General features: G+C 68.5%; 15 protein-coding genes and 1 pseudogene. 10 read left to right on the plus strand and 6 right to left on the minus strand.

What is annotated here, in order from left to right:
* Positions 1–115 precede the first annotated feature (115 nt).
* Positions 116–349, minus strand: coding sequence for a PLDc N-terminal domain-containing protein (locus MOM01_RS22755; RefSeq protein ID WP_241387718.1), 234 nt, complete (start codon positions 347–349; stop codon positions 116–118).
* An 87-nt stretch (positions 350–436) separates the two neighbouring features.
* On the opposite strand from MOM01_RS22755, the gene MOM01_RS22760 reads away from it, so the two are divergent.
* The 7 genes from MOM01_RS22760 to MOM01_RS22790 all read left to right on the plus strand — a co-directional run bounded on the left by MOM01_RS22760 (position 437) and on the right by MOM01_RS22790 (position 6,707).
* Positions 437–1,906 (plus strand): SDR family NAD(P)-dependent oxidoreductase, encoded by a 1,470-nt coding sequence (locus tag MOM01_RS22760; protein WP_241387719.1) that lies wholly within the window; start codon positions 437–439, stop codon positions 1,904–1,906.
* A 97-nt stretch (positions 1,907–2,003) separates the two neighbouring features.
* Complete coding sequence (locus MOM01_RS22765) at positions 2,004–2,372, plus strand: universal stress protein (protein ID WP_241387720.1); 369 nt, start codon at positions 2,004–2,006, stop codon at positions 2,370–2,372.
* Positions 2,373–2,462: 90 nt separating this feature from the next.
* Positions 2,463–2,843, plus strand: a complete 381-nt coding sequence (locus MOM01_RS22770; RefSeq protein WP_241387721.1) for a DUF2784 domain-containing protein — start codon at positions 2,463–2,465, stop codon at positions 2,841–2,843.
* 14 nt (positions 2,844–2,857) lie between these two features.
* The gene (locus MOM01_RS22775) at positions 2,858–4,093 is read left to right on the plus strand and encodes a saccharopine dehydrogenase family protein (protein ID WP_241387722.1); all 1,236 of its coding nucleotides are present in this window, start codon (positions 2,858–2,860) and stop codon (positions 4,091–4,093) included.
* Between the two features lie 297 nt (positions 4,094–4,390).
* A complete protein-coding gene (locus MOM01_RS22780; protein ID WP_241387723.1) occupies positions 4,391–5,350 on the plus strand; it encodes a sulfite exporter TauE/SafE family protein in 960 nt (319 codons plus the stop codon).
* A 139-nt stretch (positions 5,351–5,489) separates the two neighbouring features.
* Entirely contained in the window at positions 5,490–6,026 is a 537-nt protein-coding gene (locus tag MOM01_RS22785) for a hypothetical protein (protein ID WP_241387724.1), read from the plus strand.
* Between the two features lie 69 nt (positions 6,027–6,095).
* Positions 6,096–6,707, plus strand: coding sequence for a hypothetical protein (locus tag MOM01_RS22790; protein ID WP_241387725.1), 612 nt, complete (start codon positions 6,096–6,098; stop codon positions 6,705–6,707).
* On the opposite strand, the gene MOM01_RS22795 is transcribed toward MOM01_RS22790, so the two are convergent.
* Genes MOM01_RS22795 through mutA form a run of 4 tightly spaced genes read right to left on the minus strand, consistent with a single transcriptional unit; the run spans position 6,647 to position 12,556 of the window.
* A complete protein-coding gene (locus MOM01_RS22795; RefSeq protein WP_241387726.1) occupies positions 6,647–7,378 on the minus strand; it encodes a lysoplasmalogenase in 732 nt (243 codons plus the stop codon). The genes MOM01_RS22790 and MOM01_RS22795 overlap by 61 nt on opposite strands.
* A gap of 2 nt (positions 7,379–7,380) precedes the next feature.
* Positions 7,381–8,436 (minus strand): methylmalonyl Co-A mutase-associated GTPase MeaB, encoded by a 1,056-nt coding sequence (meaB, locus tag MOM01_RS22800; protein ID WP_241387727.1) that lies wholly within the window; start codon positions 8,434–8,436, stop codon positions 7,381–7,383.
* Between the two features lie 7 nt (positions 8,437–8,443).
* Positions 8,444–10,690, minus strand: coding sequence for a methylmalonyl-CoA mutase (gene scpA, locus MOM01_RS22805; protein WP_241387728.1), 2,247 nt, complete (start codon positions 10,688–10,690; stop codon positions 8,444–8,446).
* Positions 10,691–12,556 carry a methylmalonyl-CoA mutase small subunit gene (mutA, locus tag MOM01_RS22810; RefSeq protein ID WP_241387729.1) on the minus strand — a complete coding sequence of 622 codons (1,866 nt, stop codon included), beginning with the start codon at positions 12,554–12,556 and terminating at the stop codon, positions 10,691–10,693.
* A gap of 274 nt (positions 12,557–12,830) precedes the next feature.
* Between mutA and MOM01_RS22815 the strand changes: the two genes are divergently transcribed.
* From MOM01_RS22815 to MOM01_RS22825, 3 genes and pseudogenes are all read left to right on the plus strand, one after another.
* Positions 12,831–13,511 carry a TVP38/TMEM64 family protein gene (locus tag MOM01_RS22815; RefSeq protein ID WP_241387732.1) on the plus strand — a complete coding sequence of 227 codons (681 nt, stop codon included), beginning with the start codon at positions 12,831–12,833 and terminating at the stop codon, positions 13,509–13,511.
* Between the two features lie 31 nt (positions 13,512–13,542).
* On the plus strand, positions 13,543–14,124 hold the full coding sequence (locus tag MOM01_RS22820; protein WP_241387730.1) for a hypothetical protein: 582 nt from the start codon (positions 13,543–13,545) through the stop codon (positions 14,122–14,124).
* Between the two features lie 53 nt (positions 14,125–14,177).
* Positions 14,178–14,621: pseudogene (locus MOM01_RS22825) on the plus strand (hypothetical protein); the annotation flags it as partial.
* 376 nt (positions 14,622–14,997) lie between these two features.
* On the opposite strand, the gene MOM01_RS22830 reads toward MOM01_RS22825, so the two are convergent.
* Positions 14,998–15,349: integrase core domain-containing protein (locus MOM01_RS22830; RefSeq protein WP_241387731.1), on the minus strand; the 352-nt coding region annotated here is incomplete at its 5' end.

Raw genomic sequence — 15,349 nt, forward strand, 5'->3', positions numbered from 1 at the left:
TATTAACGGACGTGGGGGTTCAAGTCCCCCCTCGGACACTCCGAAACCCGAAGGCCCCGAACCGATTCGGTTCGGGGCCTTCGGGTCGTCCGGAGTCCGTGCCGGACTGCCCGGGTCAGTCCCGGCGCCCCTTGCGGAAGTACCGGATCGGCCCGAAGAAGTTCACCGCGATGGTCAGCGCCCAGCGGAGCTTGCTGCCGTTGACCTTCTCGGCCGGCCGGGTCGCCAGGTCCGCCCATGCGGCGACGGCGAGCGACAGCTGCAGCGACGCGAGCAGGAGCACGAGCGCCTGCTTCGGACGGCTCAGTTCCGCGAACTTCTTCTTGGACAGGGGTGAGTTCGGACTCATCGTTCCTCCGGTAGCTCATAGGGAATGCGAACACGATCATCCTGCCCGATACGATCAGGGCTACCGCACGACACCGAAAAAAGGCATATGCACCTCCACAGCGACCCCACCGCAGCGGCCGAGACGCCCGGTCACACCCGCATCGATCCCACCGAACTCGCACTCTGTCTGAAGGTGCTCGACGAGGCCTCCGGTCTCGACGCCGATCATCCCGACGCCCTCATCGTGCAGCGCGCAGTGGGGCACATGTTCAAGAAGTTCAAGAAGTTGCGGCGCAACGAGGCGCGGAAACAGCGGGTCGTCGCCGATCGCGAGGTGCTGTCCGCGACCGCCACCGGCTCCCCGAGCCGCATCGACGACGAGACCGCCGGTCTGCCGCTGACCTCCTCGGCGCGCGGCGCGAGCGCCGGCACCCTGCTCCGGCCGCGGCAGTGCTACATCTGCAAGAACAAGTACACGCGCGTCGACGCGTTCTACCACCAGCTGTGTCCCTCGTGCGCCGAGGAGAACCACGCCAAGCGCGACGCACGGACCGATCTGCGGGGCCGGCGTGCCCTGCTCACCGGCGGACGCGCCAAGATCGGGATGTACATCGCGCTGCGGTTGCTGCGCGACGGCGCCCACACGACGATCACCACCCGTTTCCCCAACGACGCGATCCGGCGGTTCTCCGCGATGGAGGACAGCGGCGACTGGCTGCACCGGCTGCGCATCGTCGGGATCGATCTGCGCGATCCCGCCCAGGTGGTCGCCCTCGCCGACGACGTCGCCGCCCAGGGCCCGCTGGACATCCTCGTCAACAACGCCGCGCAGACGGTGCGGCGCTCCCCCGGCGCCTATTCCGCCCTCGCCGAGGCCGAGTCCGAGCCGCTGCCCGCAGGGCCGCGACCCGAGATCCTGACCTTCGGCAAGCCGTCGGACGCACACCCGGCGGCACTGGCGGGTTCACTGCCGCCGGAACTGTCCGCGCAGTCGCTGACCTCGCTGGCGCTCGTCGCCGGTTCCGCGACACCCGAACGGGTCGCCGCGGGGGTCGGCGTCGACGCCGGGGGTCTGCTCCCGGATCTCGTCGATACCAACAGCTGGGTGCAGACCGTCGGCGAGGTCGAGCCGCTCGAACTGCTCGAGGTGCAGTTGTGCAACTCGGTGGCGCCGTTCATCCTGGTCAACCGGCTGCGGCCGGCGCTCGCCGCCTCCCCCGCCCGGCGGAAGTACGTCGTGAACGTCTCCGCGATGGAAGGACAGTTCGGTGGTCGCCGCTACAAGGGCGCGGGACATCCGCACACCAACATGGCCAAGGCGGCGTTGAACATGCTCACCCGCACCAGCGCCGAGGAGATGCGGACCGACGGCATCCTCATGACGGCGGTCGACACCGGGTGGATCACCGACGAGCGACCGCACCACACCAAGATGCGCCTGGCGGAGGAGGGCTTCCACGCTCCCTTGGATCTCGTGGACGGCGCCGCACGGGTCTACGACCCGATCGTGCAGGGTGAGACGGGTACGGATCTGTACGGCTGCTTCCTCAAGGATTTCCGGCCTGCCCCCTGGTGACGGACGGGATGGGGTGTCACCAGCCCCGGTTCGTGCCCCGACCTTCGCAGGGCGGCGATAATGGATGTCGTCGCCCGGTCCCCGCTCGAGGAGAGTCATGCCTGTCGCTGTCGTCCACGCCGATACCCCCGAGGGTCGTAGTGCCCTGCAGGCCGCCGTGCGGGAGGCCGCCGACCGGCGGCAGTCGCTGGTGGTGCTTCACCCCCTCGACGAGCCCGACGAGGTGCACACCGTACGGGCGCAGATCGGCGAGGTGGCGGGTCCCCACGGCTGGGAACTGCTGTCGGCCGTCCACGACGGTGATCCGGTGGGCACGACCGTCCAGCTTCTGGATCGCAGTGGCGCAGAGCGCGTGGTCGTCGGCAGCCGAGGCCGTACCGCCACCGGGAAGTTCCTGGTGGAGCGGGCGGTGCAGCGGCTGATCGCGGAATCTCCGGTCCCGGTCCTGGTGATCAAGGCCGGCTGAGCCGGCGGGAGAATTCAGCCGGCTGAGCCGGCGGGAGAATTCAACCGGCTGAGCCTGTCGGGCGGTGACGAGGCGTTCTACGCTGGTCGCATGGCGTTCCGGGTGGTCGCCGACCTCACCGCTGCCGTGCATCTGCTGTTCGTGCTCTACGTCGCGTTCGGCGGCTTCCTCGCGTGGCGGTGGCCACGCACGATCCGTGCGCACGTACTCGCCGTGTCCTGGGGCGGCGCGTCGGTGCTCGTCGGGTTCGACTGCCCGCTGACCACCGTGGAGAACTGGGCGCGCCGCAGGGCCGGAGCCGAAGGCCTGCCACCGAGCGGGTTCATCGACCACTATCTGACCGGGGTCGTCTATCCCGAGTCCGCGCTCGGCGCCGTTCGCCTCCTTGCCGCGGCGTGCGTTCTCGTCTCGTGGGCCGTGCTGTGGCGTCGAAGTCGTGTGACGAAGCTCGCCCCGAAGACTTACTCGTGAGTAGGGTGGGCCCCATGACTGTCTCCCGGGATCTCGACATCGTCGTCTACGGCGCCACCGGCTTCGTCGGGCGTCTGACCGCCGCCTATCTCGCCGAGCACCTGCCCGCCGGCATTGCCGTCGGACTCGCGGGGCGTTCGCGTACCAAACTCGAGAAGCTCGCCGCCGACCTCGGGACCGACTGGCGGCTGATCGAAGCGAACGCCGACGATCCGGCCTCGCTCACCGCCCTGGCCGAGTCCACCCGCGTGGTCATCACGACCGTCGGCCCCTATGCCGCCTACGGTCTGCCCCTCGTCCAGGCATGCGCCGAGGCCGGCACCGACTACGTCGACCTCACCGGCGAAGTGCTCTTCCATCGCGAGAGCATCGACCGCTTCGACGAGGTGGCCCGGCGTACCGGAGCCCGGATCGTCCATTCGTGCGGCTTCGACTCCGTGCCGTCCGATCTCGGTGTACACGCCCTCTACCGAGCAGCCGAGGCCGACGATGCACTGCCGCTCACCGACACGACCTACGTGCTCACCTCGCTGCGCGGGGGTGTCAGCGGCGGAACCATCGATTCGCTCCGCCGGCAACTCGACGCCATCCGCAAGGATCCCGAGGCCCGCAGGATCGCGATCCGGCCGTACTCGTTGTCGCCCGATCCGGACCGCGAACCCGATCTCGGCCGCCAGAACGATTTCGCGATGGTCGAGGGCAAGTCCATCGCCCCCGAACTCGCGGGCCGGATGGCACCGTTCGTGATGGCCTCCTACAACACGCGGATCGTGCGCCGCAGCAATGCGCTACGCGACTGGGGCTACGGGCGGCGCTTCCGCTACCGGGAAGTCATGAGCGTCGGCGCGTCGCCGCTGTCTCCTGTCCTCGCCGGACTCGTCGCCGTCGGCACGGGCGCCCTCGCCGCCGGACTGTCGTTCCCTCCGACGCGCTTCGTGCTCGACAAGATCCTCCCGGCGCCCGGTGAAGGGCCCTCGGAGAAGACCCGCGAGAACGGATACTTCACGGTCGACCTGTATGCCTCGACCGAATCCGGTGCGCGCTACACGGCCCGTTTCGGTGCACAGGGCGATCCGGGATACAAGGCCACCGCGGTGATGCTCGCCGAGTCGGCCCTCTCGCTCGCGCTCGGCGGCGCCGCACTGCACCCCGGCGGCGGCGTGCTCACCCCGGCGGTGGCGTTCGGCGATGTACTCACCGACCGGTTACGCGCCGCCGGCTTCGAGATCACCGCCCGCCGGCTGGACTGAACCCGATCGTCTGCTCCCCCGGCAGGTGGGAGCAGACGACCCGCCGGGTGTCGCCCGTCTCAGGGACGGGCTATGCTCGAGCGGTCCGAACCAGCCCACGGAGAACGAGAGTCGAGGACGACGAGCATGGATGCGACGGGAATCGAGATGGCTCCGGCCGCTCGCCTCGCGCTCATGTCGTTCTGGCCCACCCGTCGCGGCGCCTGCTTCGATTGTCTGTGTTGCACCCGGGAGTGTTGCTGAGCGCTTCGTCGCTCGTCCACCTTTTCGGGTTCTTCCAGCCTTCGGAGCAACTGCATGTTCAACCTGCTCATCTTCACCCTCGTCGGCGCGGGTGCACAGCTCGTCGACGGTGCCCTCGGCATGGCGTTCGGCGTCACCGCCACCACCCTGCTGCTGCTGAGCGGCGTCGGCCCGGCGCACGCGAGCGCGGCGGTGCACCTCGCCGAAGTCGGCACCACGCTCGTCTCCGGCGCATCGCACTGGCGTTTCCGCAACATCGACTGGAAGGTCGTGCTGCGGCTCGGTGTGCCCGGAGCCGTGGGGGCGTTCCTGGGCGCGACGGTGCCCTCGGGCCTGTCGACCGAGGCCGCCGAACCGGTGACCGCCGGCATCCTGCTGGCGATCGGTGTGTACGTGGCGTTGCGTTTCTCCGTGCGGCCCCCCGCGATCGCGCACGCACGGACCTCCCCGCACACAGCGAAATTCCTCTCCCCGCTGGGATTCTTCGGTGGTTTCGTCGATGCGAGCGGTGGCGGCGGATGGGGGCCGATCACCACGAGCACTCTGCTCTCACGCGGAAAGACCGCACCGCGCACCGTGATCGGATCGGTGAGTGCATCGGAGTTCCTCGTCGCGGTGGCGGCGAGCGTGGGGTTCCTGTTCGGTCTGGGCCACGAATCGCTCGGCAATCTCGTGATCGTCGCCGGTCTCGCCCTGGGCGGTGCGATCGCGGCGCCGTTGGCGGCCTGGCTGGTCAGCCGCGTGCCGGCCACGCTGCTGGGAACCGCGGTCGGTGGTGTCATCGTGCTGACCAACGCGCACAAGCTGGCCGGGACGTTCGGGATCTCCGGTGCGGCAGTGGCCGTGCTCTACCTGGGGATCGTCGCCGCCTGGGCCGCCCTGCTGGTCGTGTCCTGGAAGCGTTCGCGCCTCACTCGCGCCGAGGAGAGCGGATCTCTGGGCCCGATCGCCGGGCCGACGCCGCCGACGCTGCGGGAGGTCACCGATTCCGCCGCCGGAGGACGGGCCATCTGATGGCGGAAGGTGTCCGGCCACAACGAATCTCGCCCGGATTCCGCTCCGCCACCGCAGACTCCCGGTCGGCCCGGATAATCGCTATCATGCCCGGGTGCGACAAACCCGAATACATAAGAGTGCATTCGCCGTTCTCACCGTGAGCGTGGCCTTGGCCGGTTGTTCGTCCGGCGAGGATTCCACAGTCGACATCCGCAACGCCGCCGACGTCGGCTCGACGACGGCCACCACCACCGAATCACCGTATCTGGTGGCCGTCGTGCAGCGTTATCCCACCTGCGACACCGTCGGAGGCATTCTCGAGCGCTACATCGACGGACTCGCCCTCGCACCCGGCGGCATCGTGAGCACACAGCGGGTGCACTGCTCGTGGGAAGCACGCGAGGGTGAGCCGCCCACGGGAATCCGATCCGTCGAGGTGGTCGTCGAACCCGAGACCGTCACACCCGCCGATGCGGCGAAGACCGGCCTCGTGGTGCTCCCCGACGCCGGGATCGAGGCCGCAGGAGGTTTCGCGCACAGTATGCCGATCAGCATGGCGGGCACGGCCTTCACCGCCACGGGTGTCGAACTTCCTCAGGCTTCCGTGTCGATCACCGTCGGCGGACGGGACCCCGGGACGGTACTCGATCCCGCAGGCGGCGTCGCGGTCGCGAAGCAGCTGCTGGGCCTGTAGCCCACGCCGTCATGCCCGCCGGCCACCGAACCGGAACCAAGATCACATAACGGGCGTACCGACGCTACGATGCGCCGTGTGAATCCCTCCCGTTACGCGGTCGCATCCGCGACCCTCGCCGGCGTTCTGCTCGTCGGTGCCTGTACCTCCGGCGGCGACGAGAACGCGGGCGACGGCTCCGCCCCGGACGCCGATACCGCTACCCTTGCCGCCGATTCGGCGAGCGGACAGTCCGGACTCGGTGCCGACATCCTCACCCGCTTCGGTAGCTGCGAGGACGTCGCTCCTGCCGTTGCGCCCTACATCGACGGCCTGACGCTGCGCTCGTCGAGCGGTGTCGACGAGTACAGCATCTACTGCTCGTGGGAGACACCGGAGAGCGCGACGAACCTCGACGAGATCCGATCGGTGGAGATCGTGCTGGCCCCCGGAACCGGAACCGTACCGTCTGCCGGCGATCTCGAAACCGGCGGTCTCGAACTGGTCCCCGACGCCGAGATCGAGGCTGCGGGCGGAATCGCCTACACGATGGGTGAGGCCGTCTCGGTCGCTGCCGTCTCGGTCACCCAGGTCCATCTCCCCGACGTGGAGGTGTCGGTCACCGGTGGCCAGTGGGGCGACTATCCGTCGCTCGACGCACCAACGTCCGTGGCCGTGGCCAAGGAACTGCTCGACCTGTAGGACCGTCCGCCCCGATCGTGCGCGGTGAGGACGCCGCGCACGATCGCCACCTGCGCCGCGATATAGGTGGCCATGATCCAGAAACCCATTGCAGGCAGTTCGATCCCGTCCACGAAAGCCCGCACGGCGATCAACGAATCCGACACGACGAACAGCAGCGCGCCGATCGCCACCGAGCGCGACACACCGGTCGCGAGCACCGCCATCGCGGCCAGGCACGTTCCGTAGACCGCGACCGGCACGACCAGGACGCCCGCGCCGGACGCACACACCGCCGTCAGCGCCACCACCGCCGCCACGTAGACAGCGACCACCCAGGGTCGCGTGTGCAGCGCACTGTCGCGCCGGTACGGAAGGAACGCGACGATGTACACGATCTGAGCGCACACGAAGAAACCCACGAGCACGAGGAACGACGCGTCGCCGTCGACGAGGTCCGGGGCGAGATCACCCGCCCACGAGAAGCCCAGTGCCACAAGCGTGAAGGTGACGAGACGCCCGCGGGGCAGGGGCGTTGCCAGCGCGAGCCCGAGCGCGAGCAGCGGCATGAGCAACCACTGCGAGACATCGACGAAAGTGGACTCGGCCGCGACGAGCTGGGCCACGAGATGCGCCACCGCGACGAGCGCGAACACCCCGAAGAGGGCGGACGCGGTCGCTCGGCGGCTCACCGCTACTTCTCCGGATCGGTGGTGTCGTCCTCGGACCGGACGACACCGTCGAAGGCGTCGAGCAGTCGCTGCGCGGCGAGCGCAGCGGTGAGCGAACCGTCACGCACACCGGCTTCGACGTCCTTGCGGATCTCCCGGACACGCGGCGAGGTCTCGAGACGACGCAACAGCTGGTCGTGCACCATCGTCCACGTCCAGTCCACCTGTTGCCGGCGGCGGTTCTCCTCGAACAGGCCCGCTTCGGTGAGCACCTTCTTGTGATCGAGGACGGTCCCCCAGAAGGTGTCCAGACCGATGCCCGTCAGGCCGCTCATGGTGATCACGGGGGGCTTCCAGATCGCGTCGTGCGGATGCACCATGCGCATCGCGCCCGCGAGTTCCCGTGCCGCGACGCGCGCGTCGCGCTCGTGCTCACCGTCGGCCTTGTTCACGGCGACCAGATCGGCGAGCTCGAGCACCCCCTTCTTGATGCCCTGCAATTGATCCCCGGTACGGGCCAGCGTCAGGAAGCAGAAGGTGTCGACCATGTTCGCGACGGTCACCTCGGACTGTCCCACGCCGACCGTCTCGACCAGGATCACGTCGAAACCGGCCGCTTCGAGCAGCACCATGGTCTCGCGCGTGGCCTTGGCGACCCCGCCGAGGGTGCCGGCGGACGGCGACGGCCGGATGTACGCCTCGCGCTGCACCGCCAGACGGGCCATGCGTGTCTTGTCGCCGAGGATCGAACCACCCGTGCGGGTGGACGACGGATCCACGGCGAGCACCGCCACACGGTGCCCCTGCTCGAGCAGATACATGCCCAGGGCATCGATGAAGGTCGACTTGCCCACCCCGGGAACACCCGTGATACCGACACGAATGGCGTTGCCCGCGTGCGGGAGCAGGCGCAGCAGCAACTGCTGCGCCTGCTCCCGGTGGTCGTCGCGAGTCGACTCGATCAACGTGATCGCCCGCGCGAGGCCGGCCCGCTCGTTGGCGAGCACGGCCCGGGTGAGGGCGTCGACGTCGACCGGACGCCGGCGAATCCGTGCGGCGTCGACCGAGGTGTCGCTCATACCGACGTCAGCCTCCGAGGCTGTGGCCGAGCTGCGCGGCGAGCTTGGTCAGCAGACCGCTCGCCGCCTCCGCGATCACGGTGCCGGGCGGGAAGATCGCCGCCGCTCCCGCCGCGTAGAGCTCGTCGAAGTCGCCGGGCGGAATGACACCGCCGACGACGATCATGATGTCCTCGCGGCCCACCTCGGCGAGCGCCTGCTTGAGGGCAGGAACCAGCGTCAGGTGACCCGCAGCCAACGACGACACACCGATGACGTGCACGTCGTTGTCGGCCGCCTGCTGGGCGACCTCCTCGGGGGTCTGGAACAGCGGTCCCACGTCGACGTCGAAGCCGAGATCGGCGAAGGCCGTGGCGATCACCTTCTGGCCTCGGTCGTGACCGTCCTGCCCCATCTTCGCGACGAGGATGCGAGGACGACGACCCTCCTCCTCGGCGAACTTCTCGACCAGTTCGGTCGCGGCGGTGATGTTGGTGGCCTTGCCGGCCTCGTCGCGGTACACGCCGCTGATCGTACGGATCTCGGCCTGATGGCGGCCGTAGACCTGCTCGAGAGCGTCCGAGATCTCACCGACCGTGGCCTTCGCGCGCGCGGCGTCGATGGCCAGTGCCAGCAGGTTGTTCTCGAGACCCTGACTCTGCGCGCCGGCGGCGCGGGTGAGCGCCTCGAGTGCGGCGCGGGTCGCGTCCTCGTCGCGTTCGGCGCGGAGCTTCTCGAGCTTGGCGATCTGCTCGGCGCGTACACGCGAATTCTCGACCTTGAGGACCTCGATCTCGTGGTCCTCGGTCACCTGGTACTTGTTGACACCGATGACGGGCTGGCGTCCGGAGTCGATACGCGCCTGGGTGCGGGCGGCCGCCTCCTCGATACGCAGCTTCGGGATACCCTCCGAAATCGCCTGTGCCATACCGCCGGCGGCCTCGACCTCCGCGATGTGGGCGCGGGCCTTGTTCGCGAGTTCGTGGGTGAGCCACTCGACGTAGTGCGAGCCGCCCCACGGATCGATGGGGCGCGTGGTGCCCGATTCCTGCTGCAGCAGCAGCTGGGTGTTGCGGGCGATACGTGCCGAGAAGTCCGTGGGCAGGGCCAGGGCTTCGTCGAGCGCGTTGGTGTGCAGCGATTGGGTGTGGCCCTGGGTGGCGGCCATCGCCTCGACGCACGTGCGCGCGACGTTGTTGAACACGTCCTGCGCGGTGAGCGACCAGCCGGAGGTCTGCGAGTGGGTACGCAGCGACAGCGACTTCGGATTCTTCGCACCGAACTTCTCGACGAGCTCGCTCCACAGCAGCCGGCCCGCACGGAGTTTGGCGACCTCCATGAAGAAGTTCATACCGATCGCCCAGAAGAACGACAGGCGCGGAGCGAACTTGTCGACGTCCATGCCCGCGTCGAGTCCGGCGCGGATGTACTCCATACCGTCGGCGAGGGTGTAGGCGAGTTCGAGGTCGGCCGTCGCGCCGGCTTCCTGGATGTGGTAGCCGGAGATCGAGATCGAGTTGAAGCGCGGCATCTTCGACGACGTGTACGCGAAGATGTCGGAGATGATCCGCATCGACGGCTTCGGCGGATAGATGTAGGTGTTGCGGACCATGAACTCCTTCAGAATGTCGTTCTGAATGGTTCCGGCCAGCTGCTCGGGCTTGACACCCTGTTCTTCCGCCGCGACGACGTACAGCGCCAGGATCGGGAGCACTGCACCGTTCATCGTCATCGACACCGACACCTGGGACAGGTCGATGCCGTCGAAGAGCTGACGCATGTCGAGGATCGAGTCGATCGCGACGCCGGCCATACCGACGTCACCCTGCACACGCGGGTGGTCGGAGTCGTAGCCGCGGTGCGTGGCGAGGTCGAAAGCGACCGACAGGCCCTTCTGACCGGCGGCGAGATTGCGCCGGTAGAAGGCGTTGGACTCCGCGGCCGTGGAGAAGCCCGCGTACTGGCGGATGGTCCACGGCTGGTTCACGTACATCGTCGGGTACGGACCGCGCACGAACGGGGCCAGGCCCGGATAGCTGTCGAGTGGGTACCCCTCGGCGACGACGGCGTCACGGTCGGCCTTGGTGTAGACCGGCTTGACGTCGATGCCCTCGGGGGTGGACCACACGACGTCCTCGGTGGTGTAGTTGTTCGCCTCGGCGACGGATTCGACGAGCGAGGCGGCCTGCTCCGCGGTGGGAGCGGCGGGCGCCGGCGCTGCCGGGTCCGTCAACGGGACGTCGGCGAAGCTGCCGATTTCGTGTTCGATGCTCACTTACGCTCCCAGAGTGTTCAGCAGGTCGGTGAGGGCGGCGACTGCGTCGATACGCGCGGTGAGGAATCCGTCCGGACGGTCGTCGCCCTGTGCGTCGCCCACGGCCTTCTCGGGTCCCGCGAGCAGCACCGTCGCGATGCCGGCCGTACGCAGTGCGGCCGTGGCCGCGCCGGCCTGCTCGCCGTAACGCGCGTCGGTGCCGCACAGGACAGCGACGGACGTTCCGGTTTCGCTCACCAGCGAGGACAGGTCGGCGTCGAGATCGAGCGGTCCGGGATTGATCGCTTCGATGCCGCCGGCGGCGAGCAGATTCGCCGCGAAGGTCGCGCGCACATTGTGTTCTGCGATCGGTCCGAGCGGAGCGAGCAGCACCCGCGGCCGCGCGCCGTGCGAGGCGAGATAGGTGTCCGAACGGTCCCGCAGGGCTTCGAACGGCGCGGCGTAACGGGCAGCGAACGCACCGGCTTCGGCAGCGCCGATCGGCAACGGCTTCTCGGCCAGGTTCGGGAACTCGTTGACTCCGGTCACCGAGAACGTGCGGTGAGCGATGTCGGACTCGCGGCGAGCTCGTGTGTCCGCGATCCGGCCGGCGATCAGACCCGCGTCGTGGGCAGCGCGGTATCCGCCGGCCGCTTCGATCTGCTGGAAGAATTCCCAGGCCTTAGCGGCGATCTGCGCGGTCAATTCCTCGACGTACCAGGATCCGGCAGCGGGGTCGAGCACCCGGCCGAGATTGGATTCCTCGAGCAGCAGCAGCTGGGTGTTGCGGGCGATGCGGGCGGAGAACGCCTCGGACACGTCGAGCACACCGGCGGGCAGTGCGACGTCGAACGGCAGGACGGTGACGGCGTCGGCACCGCCGACTCCCGCACCGAACGCGGCGAGGGTGGTGCGGAGCATGTTCACCCACGGGTCGCGCTGGGCCATCATCGCTGCCGAGGTCACCGCATGCTGCGGGGCGTTACCGGCCTCGGCGGCGCCGGCGACCTGGGCGACTCGCGCCCACACCTGGCGTCCGGCGCGGAACTTCGCAATGGTCTGGAATTGGTCGTCGGTGGCGGCGAGGCGGAACTCGATCTGTCCGAGCGCGGTGGCGACCGGCAGTCCGGCATCGACGAGTGCGCGCACATAGTCGAGTCCGGCGGCGATCGCGGCACCGAGTTCTTCCGCGTCGGACGAACCGGCGTTGTGGAAAGCGGTGCCGTCCACCGTGAGCGCACGCACCGTCTCGGTGCGCTCGGTAGCAGCGCGGGCCGCCTCGACGGCCTCGGCGAGAGAGACATCGGTGCGGCCGGAGAATGCGCTCGTGAGCGGGGCGGCCCCAAGCGAGATGCGCACGGCGGCGCGGTCCTCGATGTCGGTGCGCGAGTCGAGCACGGCGTACACGGCGGTGGACGCGGCGAGAACGTCGGCGCCGGCATCGAGACGAACGGGAGCGAGGTCGAGCAGCACGCCGTCGAGTGCGGTGTCGAGTGCATCCACGGGGACGGCGCCGGCACCGACCTCGAGCCACACCGAGCTGACCCCGTTGTTCAGGGCATCGAGGATCCGCTCGTTGACCGAGGCCGCATCGGTGCCGGTGAACCGGACGTCGACGAGCCATCCGCTGTTGACGTCGCGGGTGGCCGAGCCGCCGCGGACGAAGGGGAACTCACCCGGGAGCGGCGCTTCGTCACGCTCGTCCCGGCTGCTGTACAGCGGGGCGACGGTGACATCGTCGTAGGTCGTGGTCTCGAGAAGACGCTGCGGCTCCGGGCCGAGTTCGGCCGGTTCGACGCGCCGGGACTTGGCCAGCACCCCCGCGACCGCGTCCTGCCACTGCGCATATGCGCGCGCGGCATCCTCGGCTTCTGCAGCTAATGACACGTGCGACTCCTCCTACTGCGGGTTTGCAGGCTTTGTACGGACGGCGTTGTCGGCCGGAGGGGACAACCTCGAAAAGGTTAGGTTGCCGTTGCTGTGATGCTATCCCCACACACCGCAGGGCCGTTGTGGGGATCACCACAGTTTCGCTAGCGATCGATAACGTTCGGTCCATCGCGTACGGTATCGTGCCGCCTCCGCCGCTCCGTCCGGGGGGAGCACCCGCACCGTCGGGGTACTGTGAATCCCCGTGACGAGGCTGGCCGGAGACCGCAGAGTGCTCGGCATCCTGGCTCTACTGGCGGCGCTGGTCGTGGTGGCGCTGGTGATGCCTCATCCGTCTGTCGCAGAGATCCGGCAGTGGTCCGAATCGGTGGACGGGCCCGCACTGGCGCTGTCGTTCTTCGCCGTTCACGCTCTGGTGACGATCGCGCCTGTTCCGCGCACGGTGTTCACGCTCAGCGCCGGGGTGCTCTTCGGCAGCGCTGTCGGAATCGGGGTGACGGTCGCCGCCACCACGGTCAGCGCGGTACTGGCCTTCCTGCTCATGCGGTCGGTCGGTCGCAAGGCCGTCGAGGCACGACTGACACATCCGGCGGCCAAGGCGATCGATCTGCGTCTGGCTCGACGGGGATGGCTCGCGGTCGGTTCGCTGCGGCTGATCGCGGCGGCTCCGTTCTTCGTCGTGAACTGTTGCTGCGCGGTGTCCGCGGTACGACTGCTGCCGTACACCCTCGCCACGGTGATCGGCATTCTGCCGGGGACCGTGGCCGTCGTGCTGCTCGGCGACGCCCTCACCGGGCAGGCCGATCCTGCGCTGATGGTGATCACCGGGGTCTGCATCGCTCTCGGTGTGGCCGGCCTCCTCCTCGAGGCACGCCTTCCTGTCCCGGCGGGTTCCGCGCTCGATGCGGTCGGTGACGCCTCTCCGACACCCCGATCAAGCCTTGAGGCTTGATTTCTCCGTATCAAGCCTTCAAACTTGACCGGTGTTCGTACTCACCGTCGACCAGCGCGGAAGCCGTCGCGACGTGGACCGGGTCGGCGAACTTCTCGCTTCCCTGCCCGACCTACCGCTCGTGCGCCTCTTCGACCGCACTGCCGGCGACGAAGTACAGGCGGTGGCGGACGACCCGGACACCGTCGTCGATCTCGTCCTCGAACTGCTCCGCCGGGAGCGATGGAGCATCGGCCTGGGCATCGGACCGGTGGAGACCCCGCTTCCCGAACAGACCCGCGCCGGCCGGGGACGCGCCTTCGAGCACGCCCGTACCGCTGTCGAACGCGCCAAGAATGCACCCGGTCAGGTCGCTGCCGAAGGTGACGACCTCACGGCAGCAGCGGACGTCGATGCCGCCCTCACCCTCCTCGCCACGATCGTGCTGCGCCGGTCCCCGCAGGGACACCAGGCGGTCGATCTCGCCCGCCGTGGCCTGTCCCAGGCCCGGACAGCCGAACGGCTCGGCATCAGCAAGCAAGCCGTATCCCAACGTCTCGCCACCGCCGGCTGGCAGGCGGAGCTCGCCGGACGAGAACTCGTCCGCCGCCTCCTGGGAAGGGCCGATCGTTGACCGTCGTCTCCCTGATATGCCTGGCCGTCGCAGCCCTCGCGCCCACCCTCGCCCTGCGTCCCGGCCTGCCGATATGGTCGGCAGCGTCGCTGAGCACCGCCGGTCTCGCCGGCGCGGCGCTCGCAGCCACCGCGACCGATCCGGTCCACGGCGTCGCCCTCGCGGCCACTCTCGTCCTCACCACAGCTGCCGCGATCACGGGAGGTGGACCGGCCGTCCTCGTGGCCTTCCGGATCGCTCACCGACAACCCGACGCCGGTCCCACGCCCGCCCCTCCCCCGGGTCCGCTCCGGGGCGGCCGCGTGATCGGAGTCCTCGAACGCGCAGCGGTCACCGCCTCGATCCTCGCCGGCCGGCCCGAAGGAATCGCCGTCGTCATGGCCGTCAAAGGCCTGGCCCGGTATCCGGAACTGCGCGAGCCGAACGCGTCGGAGCAGTTCATCATCGGCACGTCCGCCTCGGTGCTGTGGGCCGTCGCGGTCTGCGGCGTCGGCCGATGTCGAGATGCAGCAAAGACTGACAGGACACGCCTTTACAGACTGACGGATCGGGAAGAGTCGGCGGTGCTCGTCAACGAACATGCGCGGTGGAAACACATGGGCGATAGAGCCGATCCGAAGTCCACCACTCCACGGGGCACTATCCGCGGGATCACTACGCCCCGAACCGCTAGCCGAAGAAGAACTACGGCGTCGACGATCCGACGGACGGGCAACAGAGCGGGATCATTCTCGGTTCACAGATTATCTTCATATGTGTCTGCCATGACCTGCGGCGCGGCCCCAGAGCGTGAGCCGCGAGTTCCCCACAAATGGGACAACTATCCCTACGATCTGGACATGACTAGCAGAGCGAGAGTGTTGCGCCCCGGGTTCAGTGGAGGCTCTCGATGACCCGCTCGGTTGTTCCGACGGGAGTATGTGAATCGTAGTAGGACTGTTCGGCTTCGACGGGTGGGATCATCCCGATCTCGCCGTGCAGGCAGCGGTGGTTGAACCAGTCGATGTACTCGGCGATTTCGAGATCGTCGATCGACTTCCACGGGCCCCTGTTGCGGACCAGTTCGGCTTTGAACAGCGAGTTGAATGCCTCGGCGAGAGCGTTGTCGTACGAATCGCCGCGGCTGCCGACCGAGGTGACCGCGCCGGCCTCGGCAAGACGCTGGGTGTAGCGAACGGCTCGATACTGGGCGGATTCAACCGGTCGTCGCAACACCCCTGACCAG

This window comes from Rhodococcus sp. CH91, from assembly GCF_022554085.1.
Classification (GTDB): domain Bacteria; phylum Actinomycetota; class Actinomycetes; order Mycobacteriales; family Mycobacteriaceae; genus Rhodococcus.

What these genes read in the sequence shown, in the direction of transcription:
- MOM01_RS22755 (WP_241387718.1), bottom strand. Translation starts at nt 349, where the DNA reads ATGAGTCCGAACTCACCCCTGTCCAAGAAGAAGTTCGCGGAACTGAGC.
- MOM01_RS22760 (WP_241387719.1), top strand. Translation starts at nt 437, where the DNA reads ATGCACCTCCACAGCGACCCCACCGCAGCGGCCGAGACGCCCGGTCAC.
- MOM01_RS22765 (WP_241387720.1), top strand. Translation starts at nt 2,004, where the DNA reads ATGCCTGTCGCTGTCGTCCACGCCGATACCCCCGAGGGTCGTAGTGCC.
- MOM01_RS22770 (WP_241387721.1), top strand. Translation starts at nt 2,463, where the DNA reads ATGGCGTTCCGGGTGGTCGCCGACCTCACCGCTGCCGTGCATCTGCTG.
- MOM01_RS22775 (WP_241387722.1), top strand. Translation starts at nt 2,858, where the DNA reads ATGACTGTCTCCCGGGATCTCGACATCGTCGTCTACGGCGCCACCGGC.
- MOM01_RS22780 (WP_241387723.1), top strand. Translation starts at nt 4,391, where the DNA reads ATGTTCAACCTGCTCATCTTCACCCTCGTCGGCGCGGGTGCACAGCTC.
- MOM01_RS22790 (WP_241387725.1), top strand. Translation starts at nt 6,096, where the DNA reads ATGCGCCGTGTGAATCCCTCCCGTTACGCGGTCGCATCCGCGACCCTC.
- meaB (WP_241387727.1), bottom strand. Translation starts at nt 8,436, where the DNA reads ATGAGCGACACCTCGGTCGACGCCGCACGGATTCGCCGGCGTCCGGTC.